Source organism: Falsiroseomonas ponticola (assembly GCF_016805305.1).
Taxonomy (GTDB): Bacteria; Pseudomonadota; Alphaproteobacteria; order Acetobacterales; family Acetobacteraceae; genus Falsiroseomonas; species Falsiroseomonas ponticola.
This window is the reverse complement of sequence record NZ_JAERQN010000021.1, coordinates 13267-29653: the sequence shown is the minus strand read 5'-3', so window position 1 is coordinate 29653 and position 16387 is coordinate 13267. Positions and strand designations below refer to the sequence as shown.

The following is a 16387-nucleotide window of genomic DNA, read 5'->3' as shown; positions in this document are numbered from 1 at the left end:
ACTCTGGCGCGTGGCCCCGCGCCGGGTAGCCGATGGGTGGCCGGCCCGCTCAGGCGACGGCGGCGCGCCGCCCCGCAAGCCGCGCGGCCGCCCGCCTTGCCTCCGCATCGAGGGCGAGGATGCCATCGACGCCATCGGCCAATGCCGTCCCGGCCTCAGCGGCCAGGGCGCCGAGCGTCTCCTCCACCACCGCCGCGATGTCGAGGAAGCCGAGGCGCCGTTCCAGGAACAGCTCCACCGCCACCTCGTTCGCGGCGTTCAATATAGTCGGGGCGCCGCCCCCGGCCTGCAAGGCCTCCCGCGCCAGGCGAAGCGCCGGGAAACGGACGGGGTCGGGGGCCATGAACTCCAGCCGCCCCAGCGCCGCCAGGTCGAGCCGCGGCGCGCCCACGCCCATGCGGTCCGGCCAGGCCAGGGCATGGGCGATGGGCGTGCGCATGTCCGGGGAGCCGAGCTGCGCCAGGATGGAACCGTCGCTGTACTGCACCAGGCCGTGGACCGCGGATTGCGGGTGGACCAGCACCTCGATCCGCTCCTCCGGCACCGGGAAGAGCCGCGCGGCCTCGATCAGCTCCAGCCCCTTGTTCATCATCGTGGCGCTGTCGACGCTGATCTTGGCGCCCATGGACCAGACGGGATGCGCCACGGCCTGTTCCGGCGTGGCCGTCGCCATCCGCGCCAGGTCCCAGTGCCGGAAGGGACCGCCGGAGGCGGTGAGGATGATCTTCTCCACCCCCTTCGGATCCTGCCCCGCCAGGGCCTGGAAGATGGCGTTGTGCTCGGAATCGACCGGCAGCAGCGTCGCGCCGCTCGCCGCCGCGGTGCGCAGCACCAGCGCCGCCGCGCAGACCAGGCTTTCCTTGTTGGCCAGCGCCAGCGTGCCGCCCCGCGCCAGCGCCGCCAGCGTGGATCGCAGCCCGGCCGCGCCCACGATGGCGGCCATGGTCCAGTCCGCCGGCCGCGCCGCCGCCGCCTCCACCGCCGCGGCACCCGCCGCCAACTCGATGCCGGTGCCGCCGAGCGCCGCCTTCAGCGCCGGCCAGGCGGCCTCGTCCGCCACCACCGCCAGCCGGGCGCCAAGCCGCTTCGCCTGGTCCGCCAGCGCCGGCACGTCCCGGTTGGCGACCAGCGCCTCCACCGTGAAGCGCCCGGGCTCAGCGGCTTCCAGCAGCGCGATGGTGGACCGGCCGATGGAGCCGGTGGAGCCCAGGATGGTGATCGATCGCGCCATCAGCCCCAGCCCCAGAGCGGCCGGCCGAGGCCGAGCATGAAGGAGATGATGGAGGCCACCGGCGCCGCCGCCAGCACCCCGTCCAGCCGGTCCAGCAACCCGCCATGGCCGGGGATGAGGGAGGAAGTGTCCTTCACCTTGAAGTGCCGCTTGATGGCGGATTCCAGCAGGTCGCCCAGCATCGAGGCGACGGAGACCAGCGTCACCACCACCGCGATGGCCAGCAGCGAGGCCCCCGGCGTGAAGGCCAGCGCGCAGGCGCCGCCCGCCAGCAGGGCGGAGACGAGCCCCCCGGCCGCGCCGGACCAGGTCTTGTTGGGGGAGATGGAGGGCGCGAGCTTCGGCCCGCCGAAGGCGCGCCCGGCCATGTAGGCGCCGATGTCGGAGGCCCAGACCACCAGGAACAGGAACAGGACATTGGCGCGCCCGGCCTCGGTATCGTGCCGCAGCTCGATCAGCGCGATGCCGGCGATGCCGATATAGAGCACCCCGATGGCCAGCCGCCCGGCGGGCTGCGTCAGCTCCGTCGCCATGCGCCGGGCGCCCGCCCAGGTGGCGAGCCAGCCGGCCACCAGCACGGCCAGCGCGATGCGCGGATGGTCCTCCACCGCGAAGGCGCCGGCGGCCAGCACCACGAGTGGCACCGCGAGCCCCGGGAAGACCCGGGTGCGCCGGCCGCAGAGATGCACCCATTCCCAGGCCAGCACCGCCACCGCGATCGCCATCAGCGCCGTGAAGGCTTCCGCGCCGAACCAGATGCAGGCCACCGCCGCCGGGCCCAGCACGGCGGCGGAGAGCGCGCGCTTGCGCAGGTCCCGCCACCGCTTGGCGTCTTCGGCCGCCGCCGCCACCGTTGTCATCCCCCCTGGACCACCCCGTGCCTAGGCGACGCGGACGCCGTAGCGCCGTTCCCGCCGCGCGAATTCGCCGATCGCCTCGGCCAGGTGCCGCGCCTCGTAGTCCGGCCACAATACGTCCTGGAAGACGAACTCGGCATAGGCCGATTGCCACAGCAGGAAGTTGGACAGGCGCTGCTCGCCGGAGGTGCGGATGATGAGGTCGGGGTCCGGCATGCCGTCCGTGGACAGCAGGCGGCCGAAGGCGGCCTCGTCCAGCGCCGCGGGATCCAGCCCGAGTTCCAGCGCCCGCTTCGCCGCGGCCACGATCTCCGCCCGCCCGCCATAGGACAGCGCGACGTTCAGGTTCAGCCGCCGCCCTTCCGCCGTCATGGCTTCCGCCGCATCGATGGCGCGCACCAGGTCCGGGCCGAAGCGCTCCCGCTCCCCGATGATGCGCAGCCGGATGCCTTCCCGCACCAGGGTCTTCACCTCGGACCGCAGGTAGAGCCGCATGAGGCCCGTGAGGTCCCGGACCTCATCCGCCGGGCGGCGCCAGTTCTCGGAGGAGAAGGCGAAGAGCGTCAGCCAGCCGATCCCGGCCTCGGCCGCGGCCTCGATCGCGCGGCGCGCGGCCTCGGCGCCCGCCTTGTGGCCGAGCGCGCGGGGCAGGCCGCGGGCGGCCGCCCAGCGGCCATTGCCGTCCATGATGATGCCGACATGAACCGGCACCACGTCACCGACGGTGGCAGGCCTGGCGGCCGCGCTCATCGCCCCGCGATCCCGGTCACGATGGCTTCCCTAGGGGCTTCCCTGGCGGCCGACATGGCGCTGCGCCTTCCCACCGGCATGCCGTCAGCTCGTGCGGATGTCCTTTTCCTTCTCGGCCAGGGTCGTGTCCACGGCCTTGATCTGGGCGTCGGTCATCTTCTGGATCTCGTCGGACCAGCGCTTCACGTCGTCCTGGCTGGCCTCGGACTTCTTGTCCTTCTCCCAGCCCTTCACCGTCTCCATGCCGTCGCGGCGGACGCCGCGCATGGCGACCTTGGCGGCTTCCGCATACTTGCCGGCGGTCTTCACCAGGTCGTTGCGGCGTTCCTGCGTCAGCGGCGGCAGCGGCACGCGGATCACCTGGCCTTCCGCCATCGGGTTCAGGCCCAGGCCCGAGTCGCGGATCGCGATCTCCACCGCCTTCACCACGGACTTGTCCCAGACCTGCACGGAAAGCAGCCCGGGCCCCGCCACGCCGATATTGGCGAGCTGGGTCAGCGGCTGGTTGGTGCCATAGGCCTCGACGCGGATCGGCTCCAGCAGCGCGGGGCTCGCGCGGCCGGTGCGCAGCCCGGCGAATTCCTTCTTCAGGGTCTCCAGCGCGCCATCCATGCGGCGCTGCAGGTCGCGCTTGAGCGCGGCGAAATCGGCGGCCATGCCTGCCCTTCTCCCTACGGATCGATCACGGTGGTGAACTTGCCGTCGCCCAGCATCACCGCGGTGAAGGCACCGGGTTCGTGGATGTTGAAGACGACGATCGGCAGCTTGTTCTCGCGCGCCAGGCTGATGGCGGCGGCGTCCATCACCTGCAGGTCGCGCGCCAGGACCTCGAGGTAGGTCAGCTGCTCGTAGCGCTCGGCATTCGGGTTCTTGCGCGGGTCGGCGGCGTAGATGCCATCGACCTGCGTGCCCTTCAGCAGCGCGTCGCAGCCCATCTCCGCGGCGCGCAGCGCGGCGGCGGTGTCGGTGGTGAAGAAGGGATTGCCCGTGCCGGCGGCGAAGATCACCACCCGGCCCTTCTCCATGTGCCGGATGGCGCGGCGGCGGATGAAGGGCTCCGCCAGGCTCGCCATGCTGATCGCGGACTGGACGCGCGTCGGCACGCCCATCTTCTCCAGCCAGTTCTGCATGGCCAGCGCGTTCATCACGGTGGCCAGCATGCCCATGCCATCGGCCTGCGCGCGGTCCATGCCGGCGGAGGCGCCGGCCACGCCGCGGAAGATGTTCCCGCCGCCGATCACCATGCAGACCTGGACGCCCAGGTTCACGACATCGCGCACGTCTTCCGCGATGCGGCGCAGCACGCCGATGTCGAGGCCATAGTCGCGCGAGCCCATCAGGGCCTCGCCGGACACCTTGAGCAGGACGCGCTTGTAGATGGGGGGTCTGCTCATGGGCGGCGGAAATTCCGGGTAGCGAAGGGGTTGCGCACCATAGGCGGCGCATCATGGCGGCGGCAAGGCGAGCCCCCGGCCCGCCCCGTCACACCATGCCGAGAGCGGGCCTTCGTATACGAAGGCCCGGCACCCGGCGTCGTGGCGCCCCCGCGCGGGGGCGCCGGCGGGCCTCAGCCCTTGGCCGCGGCCGCGACCTCGGCGGCGAAGTCGGTCGCCACCTTCTCGATGCCCTCGCCCAGCTGGAAGCGCGCGAAGCCCGTCAGCGTGCCGCCGGCCTTCTGCACCACCTGCTTCACGCGGCTCTCGCCGTCATGCACCCAGACCTGCTCCAGCAGCACCACTTCCTCGTAGTACTTGCGGATGCGGCCCTCGATCATCTTCTCGATGATCGCGGCGGGCTTGCCGGACGTCGCGGCCTGCTCGCGCAGCACGTTCTTCTCGCGCTCCAGCGCGCTGCTCTCGACATTGGAGATGTCGAGCGCCTCCGGACGGGCGGCGGCGACATGCATGCCGATCTGCCGGCCCAGCGTCTCCAGCGCCTCATGCTCGTTCGCGGCCTCGAGCGCGACCAGCACGCCGATCTTGCCGAGGCCGGGCTTCACCGCGTTGTGGATGTAGGTGGCGACCGTGCCGGACGGCACGCGCAGCACCTTGGCGCGGCGGATCGACATGTTCTCGCCGATCGTCGCGATCAGCTTGACCAGCTCGTCCTGCGTCGTGTGCGTCGTGCCGGGGAAGGTCGCGGCCTTCAGCGCCTCCACGTCGTCGCCGACGGAGAGCGCGAGGCCCGCCACCTCGGCCACGAAGTTCTGGAAGGTCTCGTTGCGCGCCAGGAAGTCCGTCTCGGCATTCACCTCGACCATGGCGGCGACGTTGGGGCCGGAGGCCACGCCCACCAGGCCCTCGGACGCCACGCGGCCGGACTTCTTCGCGGCGGCCGACAGGCCCTTCTTCCGCAGCCAGTCGATGGCGCCTTCCATGTCGCCGCCCGACTCCACCAGCGCCTTCTTGCAGTCCATCATGCCGGCGCCGGTCTTCTCGCGCAGGTCGCGCACCATCGCCGCGGTGATCTCGGCCATATCGATCGCTCCCGATCCATCGAATCACGGCCGCATCGGGGCTGTGCCCGGCGGCCTGGGGTACATCAGCGTGCCGGGCGGTTGCGGCCCGGCCCGTCATGAAACGCCCCGGGCCTGCGCCCGGGGCGGTAAGGCGTCAGGCGCCCGGCTGCTCGGCCGCGGCCTCGGGCAGCACCTCGGCCGCCACGTCGGGCAGCGCCTCGATCGGCAGGTCCGCCTGCGCGCCGAGGTCGGCGCCGGAGGAGCCGAGCTCCGCCGAGATGCCGTCCAGCACGGCGCCCGCGACCATGTCGCAGTACAGGTGGATGGCGCGGATCGCGTCGTCATTGCCCGGGATCGGGAAGGCGATGCCGGAGGGATCGGCATTGCTGTCCACCACGGCCACGACGGGGATGCCGAGCTTGTTGGCCTCCTCGATCGCCAGCTTCTCCTTCACCGTGTCGATGACGAAGATGATGTCCGGCAGGCCGCCCATGTCCTTGATGCCGCCGAGCGCGCGGTCGAGCTTCTCCTTGTCCCGCGTCAGCATCAGGACTTCCTTCTTGGTGAGGCCCTGGATGTTGCCGCCGAGCTGCTCTTCCATCTGCTTCAGGCGCTTGATGCTGCCCTGGATGGTCTTCCAGTTGGTCAGCATGCCGCCCAGCCAGCGGTGGTTGACGTAGTACTGGCCGCAGCGCGCGGCGCTTTCCGCCACGTAGTCCGCCGCCGCCTTCTTGGTGCCGACCAGCAGCACGCGGCCGCCGGCGGCCACCACGTCACGGATGGCGCGCAGCGCGCGGTCCATCATCGGCACGGTCTGCTGCAGGTCCAGGATGTGGACCTGGTTGCGGACGCCGAAGATGTACGGCGCCATCTTCGGGTTCCAGCGGCGCGTGTGGTGGCCGAAATGCACGCCGGCCTCGAGCAGGCCGCGCAGGGTGACGTCGGGCATCGCCATCGGCGAGATCCTTCCTAGCTTCCAGTGGTCCGGTTTGCCTCCGCGCTGCCGCCCCCGCCCCGTGAACCGAGGGGGTGGGGACCGGACCCTCGCCAGGGCCACCAGGGGGGCCGCTGCCGGAAGGGTGCACCGCGTGCGAATTTGCCGCCCCGGGGCTCTCCCCGGGCCGGCGGGCGCGGTATGCCCCAGCCCGGCCGCCCGCGCAAGCGCGGCACCCCCTGCCAGGCGCAAGCGCTCCACCCTTGGCAAAGGGCGGTGCGGGGCGCCAGACTCCGCCGGCATGCGCATCCTGGCCATCTCGCCGACCCCCAGCCATCCGCAGGATGCCGGCAACCGCGCCCGCATCCATGCGGTGCTGTCCGCCCTCAAGGCCGCCGGCCACGCCATCCATCTCTGCCTGCTGATGCGGGAGGATCCCTCCCCCGCCGCGCTGGCCGCCATGCGCGATGCCTGGGACGAGGTGATCGAGGTCCCGCACGACCGGACGCGGGAAGCCCGCAGCCTCGGCACCCTCCACGCCATCGACGACTGGATCCTGCCGGAGGCCGAGGCCGCCTTCGCCGCGCTCGCCGCCCGGACGCCGCGATTCGACCTGGTGCTGGTGAACTACGTCTTCCTCTCCCGCGCGCTCGATTTCTTCGACCACCGCACCATCAAGGTGATCGACGCGCATGACATCTTCGCCGGCCGCGCCGCGGCGCTGGCGGCGCTGGGGCTGGAGAACCGCTTCTTCGCCACGACGGCGGAGGAGGAGGCCGCGGGCCTCGACCGCGCCGACCTGGTGCTGGCGATCCAGGAGGAGGAGCGCCGCCACTTCACCCTGGCCACCCGCGCCGCCACCGCGACGCTCGGCCACCTGCCCGCCGACCCGCGCCCGCCCCCGCCGCCGCGCGACGGGCTGTCGATCGGCTATCTCGGCAGCGGCAACCCGCTGAACACCCGCGCGCTGCGCCGCTTCCTCGCCGCCCTGCCGCCGGCGGAAGTCGCGGCCGCGGGCGGGCGGGTGGTGGTGGCGGGCGGGGCCTGCCAGGGCCTGGCGCCCGCGCCGGGGCTGCTGCCGATGGGCCCCGTGCCGGACCCCGACCTGCTCTATGCCGAGGCCGATCTGGTGGTGAACCCGCATGAGGGCGGCACCGGCCTCAAGATCAAGACGGTGGAGGCCCTGGCGCGCGGCCGGCCGGTGATCGGCACCGCCGCCGCCTTCGCCGGCCTGCCGGCCGAGCACATCGCCCATGCCGCGCCGGATGCCGCCGCCCTGGCGCGCATCGCCCGCCGCTGGCTGGCCTCGGAGGCCTTCCGGGCGGAGGTGGCGGAAGCCTCCGCCCGGCTCTTCGACCGCTACGCGCATGATGTCGCCGCCGCCCGCGCGCGCCTCGCCTCCCCCGCCGGCCTCGCCAGCCTGCTGGACCGGCCGCGCCTGCTGATGCTGACCGACGTGCCCTGGTGGCGCGGCAGCCTCGGCAACCAGGCGCGCATCGCGGCCGTGGTCGCCGCGGCGCGGGAGGAGTTCGACCTCGACCTCTTCTTCACCGGCGACCTGCCGGGGGCGGAGCGGGAGGCGGCGCGCCAGGCGCTCGGCCGCCGCGGGCGCCTCTTCACCCCCCGGCCAGCCGGTGAGGCGCCGCAGCCCTGGGGCCTGACGCCCTTCGAGAAGGCGCGCTTCGACGGCGCCCTGCTGGCGGCGCTGGAGGCGCATCTGGCCCGCAACCCGCCCCAGGCCGTGATGGTGCAGTATCTGCGCCTGTCCTGGATGCGGCTCGCGCGCGGGATGCCGAAGCTGACGGTGCTGGACACGCATGACGTCATGTCGCTCCGCGCCCAGAATTTCCGCCTCTTCGGCCAGGAGCACTTCATCCAGATCCCGGTGGCGGAGGAGCTGAAGATCCTCGACGGCTTCGCGCAGGTCATGGCCATCCAGGCGGAGGAGGCGCGCTGGCTGGAAGCGCTGCTGCCCGGCCGCGTGATCCTGGCGCCGCACGCCCTGCCCGCGCTGCTGCCGGCGCGGGGATCGGCGCCCGGCCAGCCGCCCCGCATCGGCTTCATCGGCGGCGACAGCCCGATGAACCGCGACGGGCTGCGCTGGCTGCTGGACCAGGTCTGGCCCGCGATCCAGCCGCTGGGCGCCACGCTGCATGTGGCGGGCGGCGTCTGCGCCGCCATGCCGCCGCGGCGCCCGGGCGTGGTCCTGCACGGGGAGGTGGCGGACCAGCAGGCCTTCCTCGATGCGATCGACATCGCGGTGAACCCGGTCTTCTACGGCGGGGGCCTCAAGATCAAGACGGTGGAATACCTGGCGCGCGGCCTGCCCAGCGTGCTGACCGCCGAAGCCCTGTTCGGCATCCAGGGCGGCGCCGGCATCGCCTATGCCCTGGCGGAGGATCGCGCGCGGTTCGTGCTGGCGCTGGCCCGGCTGGTGCAGGATGGCGCGGCGCGGGCGCGGATGGCGGAAGCCGCCTTCGCCTTCGGCCGCCGCCATTTCGGCCCGCGGGCCCTGGCGCCCGCCATGGGCCTGCTGGCCGCGCTGGCGCGCGGCGTGCCGCGGACCCTGCCGGCCTCGACCGTGGCGTGAGGCGCGCGCGCCGTCCCACCCCCGCCCCCGCCCCCGCCCCCGCCCGCCGGCCCGGCGCCGGCAGGGCCGGGCGTGGCGCCCGGCCCCGTCCTGCGCTACCACCGCGGCATGGCGACCGGCGGACCGATACCCCCCAGCATCGCGCGCGCGGCGCCATGGCGCTGACGCCGCCCCGCCAGTTGACGCGGCTGCTGGTGCCGCTGCCCTCCTCCCGCCTCGGCGGTACCGAACGTCATGCGGCGGAACTCGCCGCGCGGCTTGGCGCGCAGGGGCTGGAGGTGACGCTGGCGGCGGAGCCGTCGCTGCTGCCGTCGCTCGCCGCCTTCCTGCCGCCCGGCCTGCCCGCGCCGCGCATGGTCGCCGCGCGGCTGGGCGGGGATGGCGCGGAACCCACCCCCGCCACCATCGCCCGGCAGCGGGCCGCCGCGGAATCGCTGCTGGTCGCCGAATCGCCGGAGATGGTGCTGCTGCCGCTCCCCTGGCCCGATGCCGGGCTCGGCCTGATGCGCGCGGTGGCGGGGCGTGGGCTGCCCCGGCTGGTGGCGCTGCACCTGGCGGCGGAGGGCCCGCCCCCGCCCGCCATCGCGGCGGAGCTGCCGGCGCTGGATGCCGCCGGCGCCGCCTGGGCCGCCGTCTCCGCCCCCGTCGCCCGGCGTGGCGCCGCCTGCTTCGGCCTGCCGCCGGCGCGGATCGCGCTGATCGACAACCCCGCCCCCGCCCCCGCCCCCGCCGAGGGCCCGGCCGCGGGGGCGGAGGCACGCGGCGCCGCCCGCGCCGCGCTGCACGCGCTGCTCGGCCTCCGCCCCGGGCAGAAGCTGCTGGTCTTCGTCGGGCGGCTGGAGGAAGCGAAGGGCGCGGACCTGCTGCCGGCGCTGACGGACCGGCTGAACCAGCCGATCGCGGTGCTGGGGGACGGGCTGCTGCGCGGGCATCTGGAGGCGGAGGCGAAGGCCGACCCGCGCGGCCTGCTGCGCCTGGTGGGACAGGTGGCGGACCCCACGCCCTGGTACCTCGGCGCCGATGCGCTGGTGCTGCCCTCCCGCCTCGAAGGGGCGCCGCTGGTCTTCCTGGAAGCGGCCGCGCGGCATTGCCCGGTGGTGGCCACCGCCGCGGCGCTGGAAGCGCTGGGCGATGCGGCCGCGCGCCTGGCCCGCATCGCCCCGACCCCGGATGCGGGCGGCCTGGCGGAAGCCGCGCAATCCCTGCTCGCCGATCCCGCCGCCGCCGCGGCCATGGCGGCGCGGGCCGCGGCGGAAGCCGCGCGGCGCAGCTGGGCGCGGGCGGTGCCCGAATGGATGGGCCAGCTCCGCCTCGCGGCCGCCATGGCGCCGGCATCCGGCACCGCCGGGGCGGCCCCTCCATCGGCCATCCCGTCCAGGGCCGAACCCCTCGCCTTCCCGGAGACTGCCGCATGACCGCCTTCCTGATCGGCGCCGCGGAACTGGCCGCCCTGGCCGCCGGCACGCCCATGATCGTCGTCGCGCCCGGGCTCGAGACCCTGGGGCTGGAGGGGCCCGGCAGCCCGCCCATCACGGTGCTGCGGCCGGTGGATGGCGTGCTGCGCCGGCCCGATGCCCCGCCCGGCCCCGCCCTGCCGCTGCCCGCCGGCCTGCGCCCGCTGGCGAGCGTGGCGGCGGATGCGGCGGGCGCCGCGGCGCTGGCCGCCGGCCTGCCCCCCGGCATCCCCGCCCTGCCCGCCGCGACGCTGATGCCCGCCCTGGTCGCCCGGCTGGCCGCCGCGCTGGCGGAGGCCGAGGCGCTGCGCGGCGCGCTGCATCGCCGCCTGGCGGCGCAGCCCGTGCCGCCGCCGCGCCGGGTCATCGACCTTCCGCCGGTCCCCGGCGGGCCGGCCCCGCCCGCCCGCGCCATGCAGCCGCTGGGCCGGGGGGCGGAGGGGCTGAGCGGCGTCGCGCTGCACCTGGGCGCCCCGGCTGCCGAGGCCGCGTCCCTGCTGCGCGTCCGGCTGGTGGCGGGCGGGCGCATCATCGGCGCCTGGAGCGTGCCGGGGCGGGACCTGGCCGCGGGCTGGCTGACGCTGGACCTGCCCGAACCCGCCCCCGCCGGCAGCGGGGAGGCGCATCTGGAGATCGCGCTGGACGCCGCCCCGGGCGACCGGGTGCGCATCTCCTCCGGCGGGCCCGATGCCGGCGCGCCGCTGGCGCTGCGGGTGGAGACGGCGGAGCCCGGCCATCTGCGCGCGCCGCGGCATTTCGACTGGGCCATGCGGGACCTGCCCGCCCCCGCGCCCGGCCTGGTGCTGCCCCTGCCGGAGACGGCCTGGGCCGGCGCCGCGCTGCAGGGGGCCACGGCGGAACGCATCGCCCTGGGCGCGGAGTCGCCCCGCCTGCTGCTGGCCCTCGCCCCCGGGGCGGAGGCGCGCCTCTCCCTGCCCCCGCTGCCGGCGGGCCCGGCGGACCTGGCGATGCTGGAGGCATCGCTGCGCCAGGGCGACCCCGCGCAGCTGGAGGTGGCGCTACTGGCCGCCGCGGCGGAGGCCACGGACCAGCCGCGCCACAGCGGCTGGCGCCGGGTGGATGCGGAGGGCAGGCTCCGCGTGGCGCTGCCCCTGCCCGCCACGCCATCGGGCACGGTCGCGCTGCGGCTCGTCATCCGCAATGCCGGCAGCGCGGCGAGCCTGGAGGTCGGGCGCCTGGCACTCGCCACCGGCGCCGCCGGCGTGCCGCGGCGCGACCCGGAGGCCCCGGCCCCGCAGCCCCCCGTCGCGGCGCCGCCCATGCCGGTGCCCCTGGCCCCGCCGCCACCCGCGCCCACGCCCGCGCCAGCAGCCGCGCCGCCGGCCGCGCCGCCGCCGCCGCCCGCGCCCCCGCCCGCACCGGCCGCGCCGCCGCCCCCGCCCGCCGCCGCGCCACCGCCTGCACCGCCGCCGCCCGCGCCCGTCGCCGCGCCGCCCGCGCCGCCGCCGCCACCCGCGCCGGTCGCCAAGCCGCCCGCACCGCCGCCGCCGCCCCGGCCGCCGGCGCCCGCGTCGATCCGCATCGCCGCCATCCCCCCGGCGCCGGCCCAGCCGCCCGCCCTGGCGCCGCTGCTGGCCGCCACCGCGCCACCGGCGCCGACCGGCCCGGCACCCTCCCGCGTCGCCCTGCCGGGCAGCGGGCCGTCCCGCCCCGGCCCGGAAGCGCCGGCGGGCTTCGGCCTCGCGGCCTCGCGCGGCAGCGCCTTCCGCGTGGCGGCGCCGGCGGCACCGCTCCCCAGCGCCGCGCCGCCGCCCGGCCCCGCGGCCGCGCCCATTGTCCCCCCGGCCGCCCCGCCGGCAGCCCCGCCGGCCGCACCGCCGACCGCCGCGCCGCCGACCGCCGCGCCGCCGCTCGCCTTCGCGCAGGACACGCCGACCGCGACGGCCTGGCGGGACCTCAAGCTCAACCAGCACCTCGTGAACAAGGAAGGCACCTACCAGCACCTGGACCTGGCCATCACCGGACTGGTGGCGCCCGCCGGCCTCTGGCGCCAGGTGCGGACCAAGCTGTTCGACCGGCGCGGGACCGTCGGCCTCGAATTCCGCTCCATGAAGGGCTGGCCGCAGATGTTCGACCGCTGGCCGGGCACGCAGATGGACAATTTCGGCCCGCTCTGGCGGCTGGAACACCCCGCGCCGGCGGAAGCCCTGGCCATGCTCGCCACCCCGCATGACCGCGCCCTGGTCGCCGCGGTGCTGGAGGTGCTGCCGAGCCTCGCGACCCGCGCCGCCGGCACCGCCGGCCTGCCGGCGGAGGAGGAGGAGGCCTGGGTCGAGCGCGCCCGGCGCCTGGCCGCCGCGGTGGCGGAGGCGCTGCGCGGCTGAGGCATCGCCGCCGCCTCAGCGGGCGGCGAGCCATGCCTCCAGCGGCGCCGCGATCGCGTCCCAGCGCGCGGCGACATGCCGGTAGAGCGCGAGGTCCAGCGCGTTCGCCGCGGCGATCCGCGCCGCCAGCGCGGGGTCCGCGAGCCGCGCCGCGATCTCCGCCCGCTCCACCGCCGCGGCGCTGTTCACCCGCATCCGCGCCGTGGGCGGGCGATGCGGCACGCCGAGCAGCGCGCAGAGCGCCCGGAAGCCCAGCGCATAGCGTTCCTGCACGCCGATGAAGGCGAAGTTCGCCTCCACATGCGCGATCGCCGCCGGCACGTCCCCGGCGGCCACGATTGCCGCCGGCACCAGGTGCCGCGCCGCGCGGTTGCGCTGGCCGGGCAGGTCCAGGAAGGCGTCGAAATCGGGGATGCGGGCCCGCACCTCCTCCGCCAGCGGATGCATGGGCGATCGCTGGTAGAGGTAGTCGCTGACCAGCCGCGCGGCGGGTTCGCGCAGCATGCTGAACAGCCGCGTGCCGGGGATGCCCGCCACCAGCCGCGCGACATGGCGCTGCTGCACATGGCCGGAGGCGAAGCGGAAGGGCAGCGCCGCATGCGCCGCCAGCGCCTCCTCCACCGCCGTGTCGTAGCGATCGAGCGCCGGGCGGCTGCGGTCGAGATGGTCGATATGCAGGCTGCGATAGGGGTTGAGCGCCGTCGAGACCTCCGCCGACAGGCTGCTGCCCGCGGTCTTCGGCACATGCACGAAGAGCCAGAGCGGCGGCGGCGGCAGGGCGGCGGCCGCCATCCACTCATCGAAGCGGCCCGCCAGCAGCAGGGGCAGCGCCGTCATGGCGCCGCCAGCGCCTCCGCCAGCAGCGGCGCGACGCCCGCCAGGCGGCCGTGGAAATGGTCATAGATCGCGAGGTCGAGGGGATTCGCCTCCCGGATCCGCTGCGCCATGGCGGTGGTGACGCGGCGCTCATCCTCGTCGTCGTCATTGACGTTGGCGCGCAGGCTGGGCCAGCCCGGCCGCCCCGCCAGCGCGGTCAGCACGCGGAAGGAGATCCCGTACATCTCCTGGATGCCGACGAAGGCGTAGGCGCGCATGACATGGGCGATGCAGGCGGCAGCGCGGCCGCCGCCCAGGATGGGTTCCGGCACCAGGTGCTGCGCCATCTTGTTCTGCTCCGGCGCGAAATCGACGTAGTCCTCCAGCGTCGGGAAGCGCGCGGCGAAGGCCTCATGCACCGGATGGCGCTTCGATCGCTGGTGGCGATAGTCCGACACCACCCGGTCCACCGGGTTGCGCAGCATGGTGACGAAGCGCGCATCGGCGAAGCCCGCCTGCATCCGCGCCACGTGCCGCGCCAGGATGTGGCCGGAGGCGAAGCGGATGCCGGCCGGCCCGGCCTCCGCCATGAAGCGCTCCACCGCGTCGTCCATCCGCGCGTGGAAGCTGCGGCTGGTATCGGCGTAGTCCACCACGATGTTGACGTCGGGCGGCAGCAGCGCCGCCAGCTCCGTGCGCAGCGAGGTGCCGGCCGTCTTCGGGATGTGCACGAGGATGCAGGGATCGATGCCCACCGCGGCATCCCGCAGGTAGTCGGCGATCCGCCCTTCGAAGAGGGCCTGCATCAGCATGGCGCGTGACCTCCCGCCTCGCCTTCCACCCCCCGGGATATCCCTCCAGCCTCTCCCCGGGGCGAGGCGAAGGGCCGGGCCGGCGCGGCGTGGCGTCGTCTCAATTACAGAAGCCTGTTTCCATAAAATTTCCCTAGCGCCTGCGGCGCGGCGCGGTCAACGCGCCAGGGCCCCGCGCAGATGCGCTAGCACCGCCTCCGCCGCCTCCGCCGGCGTCAGCCCCAGCGTCGCGACGCGCAGCTCAGGCGCCTCCGGCGCCTCATAGGGGCTGCTGACGCCGGTGAAGTTCTTGATCGTCCCGGCCATGGCCTTGGCATAGAGGCCCTTCGGGTCGCGCCGCGCGCATTCCTCGATCGGGGTATCGACGAAGACCTCGATGAACTCGCCGGGGCCCATCAGCTCCCGCACCATCCGCCGTTCCGCCCGGAAGGGGGAGATGAAGGAGCAGAGGACGATCAGCCCCGCATCGACGAAGAGCTTCGCGACCTCCCCCACCCGGCGGATGTTCTCCACCCGGTCGGCATCGGTGAAGCCGAGGTCGCGGTTGAGCCCGTGGCGGAGGTTGTCGCCATCCAGCGTATAGGTGTGCCGGCCTTCGCGGTGCAGCGCCTGCTCCACCAGCTTGGCGATGGTGGATTTGCCGGACCCCGACAGGCCGGTGAACCACAGCACCAGCGGCTTCTGGTGGTCCAGCGCCGCCCGCGCGGCCTTGTCCACCAGGAATTCCTCCTGGTGGATGTTGGTGGCGCGGCGCAGGCTGAAGGCGACCATGCCCGCGCCCGCGGTGCGGTTGGTGAAGCGGTCCACCAGCACGAAGGCGCCGGTCTGCCGGTTCTCCGCATAGGGGTCCAGCGGCACACGCTGCGCGGCGGAGAGGTTGCAGAAGCCGATCTCGTTCAGGTCGAGCCGCCGCGCGGGCAGCTGCTTCTGCGTGTTCACGTCCACCCGGTGGCGGATGCTGGTGACGGAAACCGGCGTCCAGAGATTGCCGATGCGCATCAGGTACTGCCGCCCCGGCAGCATCGCATCCTCATCCATCCACAGCAGATGCGCGGCGAACTGGTCCGTCACCGCCGGCCGTTCCTGCGGCGGGGCAAGGACGTCGCCGCGCGCCACATCCACCTCATCCGCCAGGCAGATCGTCACCGCCTCCCCGGCCGAGGCCTCCGCCTGGTCCGCATCCGGGCCCAGGATGCGCGCCACCGTGCTGGACCGGCCCGAGGCCGCGACAACGACACGGTCCCCCACCGCGACGCGGCCGGAGGCGATGGTGCCGGAGAATCCCCGAAAGTCCTGGTTCGGCCGGTTCACCCATTGCACGGGGAAGCGGAAGGGGCGGCTGGCCGCATCCGCCTCCGTATCCACCGCTTCCAGATGCTCCAGCAGCGTCGGCCCCTCATACCAGGGCATGCGCGGCGATCGCTGCGTGACATTGTCCCCGAAGCGGGCGGAGAGCGGCACGGCCACCAGCGTCGCGAAGCCCAGGCCCTCCGCGAAGGCCGTGTAGTCCGCGACGATCCGGTCGAACACGGCCTGGTCGAAGCCCACCAGGTCGATCTTGTTCACCGCCAGCACGACATGGCGGATGCCGAGCAGGGAGGCGATGGTGGAATGGCGCCTTGTCTGCGTCAGCAGCCCCTTGCGGGCATCGCAGAGGATGATGGCGAGGTCGGAGTTGGAGGCGCCCGTCGCCATGTTGCGCGTGTACTGCTCATGCCCCGGCGTATCGGCGACGATGAAGCTGCGCGCGGGCGTGGCGAAGAACCGGTAGGCGACGTCGATGGTGATGCCCTGCTGGCGCTCCGCCTCCAGCCCATCCACCAGCAGCGCAAGGTCGATCTCCTCCCCCACCGTGCCGTGCTTCCGGCTGTCCTTGGCGATGGTCGCCAGCGTGTCGTCCATGATGAGGCGGCTGTCATAGAGCAGCCGGCCGATCAGCGTGGACTTGCCGTCATCGACGGAACCGCAGGTCAGGAACCGCAGCAGGCCCCGCGCCGCCATCGCGCCCGTCCCCGCTGCCGCGGGCCGGGTAGCCATCGCCTGGGCATCCATCGCCGCCGTGCCTTCCTTTCCGCGCGACCCCATGCCCTTCCGCGCTGGCCCGGGTTTCCCCGCGGGCCACGGGGCGGCTACAAGATCG

At 74.5% G+C, this 16387-nt stretch carries 13 protein-coding genes; 3 read left to right on the top strand and 10 right to left on the bottom strand.

From position 1 onward, the window contains the following. Positions 1–49: 49 nt before the first annotated feature. The 7 genes from dxr to rpsB form a co-directional block, all read right to left on the bottom strand. On the bottom strand, positions 50–1231 hold the full coding sequence (gene dxr, locus JJI54_RS30925; protein ID WP_203077283.1) for a 1-deoxy-D-xylulose-5-phosphate reductoisomerase: 1182 nt from the start codon (positions 1229–1231) through the stop codon (positions 50–52). Then, positions 1231–2082 carry a phosphatidate cytidylyltransferase gene (locus JJI54_RS30920; RefSeq protein WP_318987615.1) on the bottom strand — a complete coding sequence of 284 codons (852 nt, stop codon included), beginning with the start codon at positions 2080–2082 and terminating at the stop codon, positions 1231–1233. The genes dxr and JJI54_RS30920 overlap by 1 nt, the downstream gene beginning before the upstream one ends. Positions 2083–2112: 30 nt before the next feature. After that, the gene (uppS, locus tag JJI54_RS30915; protein WP_203077281.1) at positions 2113–2838 is read right to left on the bottom strand and encodes a polyprenyl diphosphate synthase; all 726 of its coding nucleotides are present in this window, start codon (positions 2836–2838) and stop codon (positions 2113–2115) included. A gap of 84 nt (positions 2839–2922) precedes the next feature. After that, on the bottom strand, positions 2923–3495 hold the full coding sequence (gene frr, locus JJI54_RS30910) for a ribosome recycling factor (protein WP_203077280.1): 573 nt from the start codon (positions 3493–3495) through the stop codon (positions 2923–2925). 14 nt (positions 3496–3509) lie between these two features. Next, complete coding sequence (pyrH, locus tag JJI54_RS30905) at positions 3510–4232, bottom strand: UMP kinase (RefSeq protein WP_203077279.1); 723 nt, start codon at positions 4230–4232, stop codon at positions 3510–3512. A gap of 173 nt (positions 4233–4405) precedes the next feature. Continuing rightward, the gene (tsf, locus tag JJI54_RS30900; protein WP_203077278.1) at positions 4406–5314 is read right to left on the bottom strand and encodes a translation elongation factor Ts; all 909 of its coding nucleotides are present in this window, start codon (positions 5312–5314) and stop codon (positions 4406–4408) included. A 136-nt stretch (positions 5315–5450) separates the two neighbouring features. After that, positions 5451–6251 carry a 30S ribosomal protein S2 gene (gene rpsB, locus JJI54_RS30895; protein WP_164697653.1) on the bottom strand — a complete coding sequence of 267 codons (801 nt, stop codon included), beginning with the start codon at positions 6249–6251 and terminating at the stop codon, positions 5451–5453. A 280-nt stretch (positions 6252–6531) separates the two neighbouring features. On the opposite strand from rpsB, the gene JJI54_RS30890 reads away from it, so the two are divergent. The 3 genes from JJI54_RS30890 (at position 6532) to JJI54_RS30880 (ending at position 12619) form a co-directional block, all read left to right on the top strand. Further along, positions 6532–8820 carry a glycosyltransferase gene (locus tag JJI54_RS30890; protein ID WP_203077277.1) on the top strand — a complete coding sequence of 763 codons (2289 nt, stop codon included), beginning with the start codon at positions 6532–6534 and terminating at the stop codon, positions 8818–8820. A 155-nt stretch (positions 8821–8975) separates the two neighbouring features. Continuing rightward, positions 8976–10235: a glycosyltransferase gene (locus JJI54_RS30885; RefSeq protein WP_203077276.1), complete on the top strand. Its 1260-nt coding sequence runs from the start codon at positions 8976–8978 to the stop codon at positions 10233–10235. Next, complete coding sequence (locus JJI54_RS30880; protein WP_203077275.1) at positions 10232–12619, top strand: DUF6212 domain-containing protein; 2388 nt, start codon at positions 10232–10234, stop codon at positions 12617–12619. Before JJI54_RS30885 ends, JJI54_RS30880 begins: the two co-directional genes overlap by 4 nt. 15 nt (positions 12620–12634) lie before the next feature. Here JJI54_RS30880 and JJI54_RS30875 read toward each other — a convergent pair whose 3' ends face one another. The 3 genes from JJI54_RS30875 to cysN form a co-directional block, all read right to left on the bottom strand. Further along, the gene (locus tag JJI54_RS30875) at positions 12635–13456 is read right to left on the bottom strand and encodes a sulfotransferase family 2 domain-containing protein (RefSeq protein WP_203077274.1); all 822 of its coding nucleotides are present in this window, start codon (positions 13454–13456) and stop codon (positions 12635–12637) included. After that, the gene (locus tag JJI54_RS30870; RefSeq protein WP_203077273.1) at positions 13453–14247 is read right to left on the bottom strand and encodes a sulfotransferase family 2 domain-containing protein; all 795 of its coding nucleotides are present in this window, start codon (positions 14245–14247) and stop codon (positions 13453–13455) included. The genes JJI54_RS30875 and JJI54_RS30870 overlap by 4 nt, the downstream gene beginning before the upstream one ends. A gap of 156 nt (positions 14248–14403) precedes the next feature. After that, on the bottom strand, positions 14404–16284 hold the full coding sequence (gene cysN / locus JJI54_RS30865) for a sulfate adenylyltransferase subunit CysN (protein ID WP_226382271.1): 1881 nt from the start codon (positions 16282–16284) through the stop codon (positions 14404–14406). Between the last annotated feature and the right edge of the window lie 103 nt (positions 16285–16387).

Coding starts and splice junctions, on each gene's coding strand:
- dxr (WP_203077283.1), bottom strand. CDS start 1,231: ATGGCGCGATCGATCACCATCCTGGGCTCCACCGGCTCCATCGGCCGG.
- uppS (WP_203077281.1), bottom strand. CDS start 2,838: ATGAGCGCGGCCGCCAGGCCTGCCACCGTCGGTGACGTGGTGCCGGTT.
- frr (WP_203077280.1), bottom strand. CDS start 3,495: ATGGCCGCCGATTTCGCCGCGCTCAAGCGCGACCTGCAGCGCCGCATG.
- pyrH (WP_203077279.1), bottom strand. CDS start 4,232: ATGAGCAGACCCCCCATCTACAAGCGCGTCCTGCTCAAGGTGTCCGGC.
- tsf (WP_203077278.1), bottom strand. CDS start 5,314: ATGGCCGAGATCACCGCGGCGATGGTGCGCGACCTGCGCGAGAAGACC.
- rpsB (WP_164697653.1), bottom strand. CDS start 6,251: ATGGCGATGCCCGACGTCACCCTGCGCGGCCTGCTCGAGGCCGGCGTG.
- JJI54_RS30890 (WP_203077277.1), top strand. CDS start 6,532: ATGCGCATCCTGGCCATCTCGCCGACCCCCAGCCATCCGCAGGATGCC.
- JJI54_RS30885 (WP_203077276.1), top strand. CDS start 8,976: ATGGCGCTGACGCCGCCCCGCCAGTTGACGCGGCTGCTGGTGCCGCTG.
- JJI54_RS30880 (WP_203077275.1), top strand. CDS start 10,232: ATGACCGCCTTCCTGATCGGCGCCGCGGAACTGGCCGCCCTGGCCGCC.
- JJI54_RS30875 (WP_203077274.1), bottom strand. CDS start 13,456: ATGACGGCGCTGCCCCTGCTGCTGGCGGGCCGCTTCGATGAGTGGATG.
- JJI54_RS30870 (WP_203077273.1), bottom strand. CDS start 14,247: ATGCTGATGCAGGCCCTCTTCGAAGGGCGGATCGCCGACTACCTGCGG.
- cysN (WP_226382271.1), bottom strand. CDS start 16,284: ATGGCTACCCGGCCCGCGGCAGCGGGGACGGGCGCGATGGCGGCGCGG.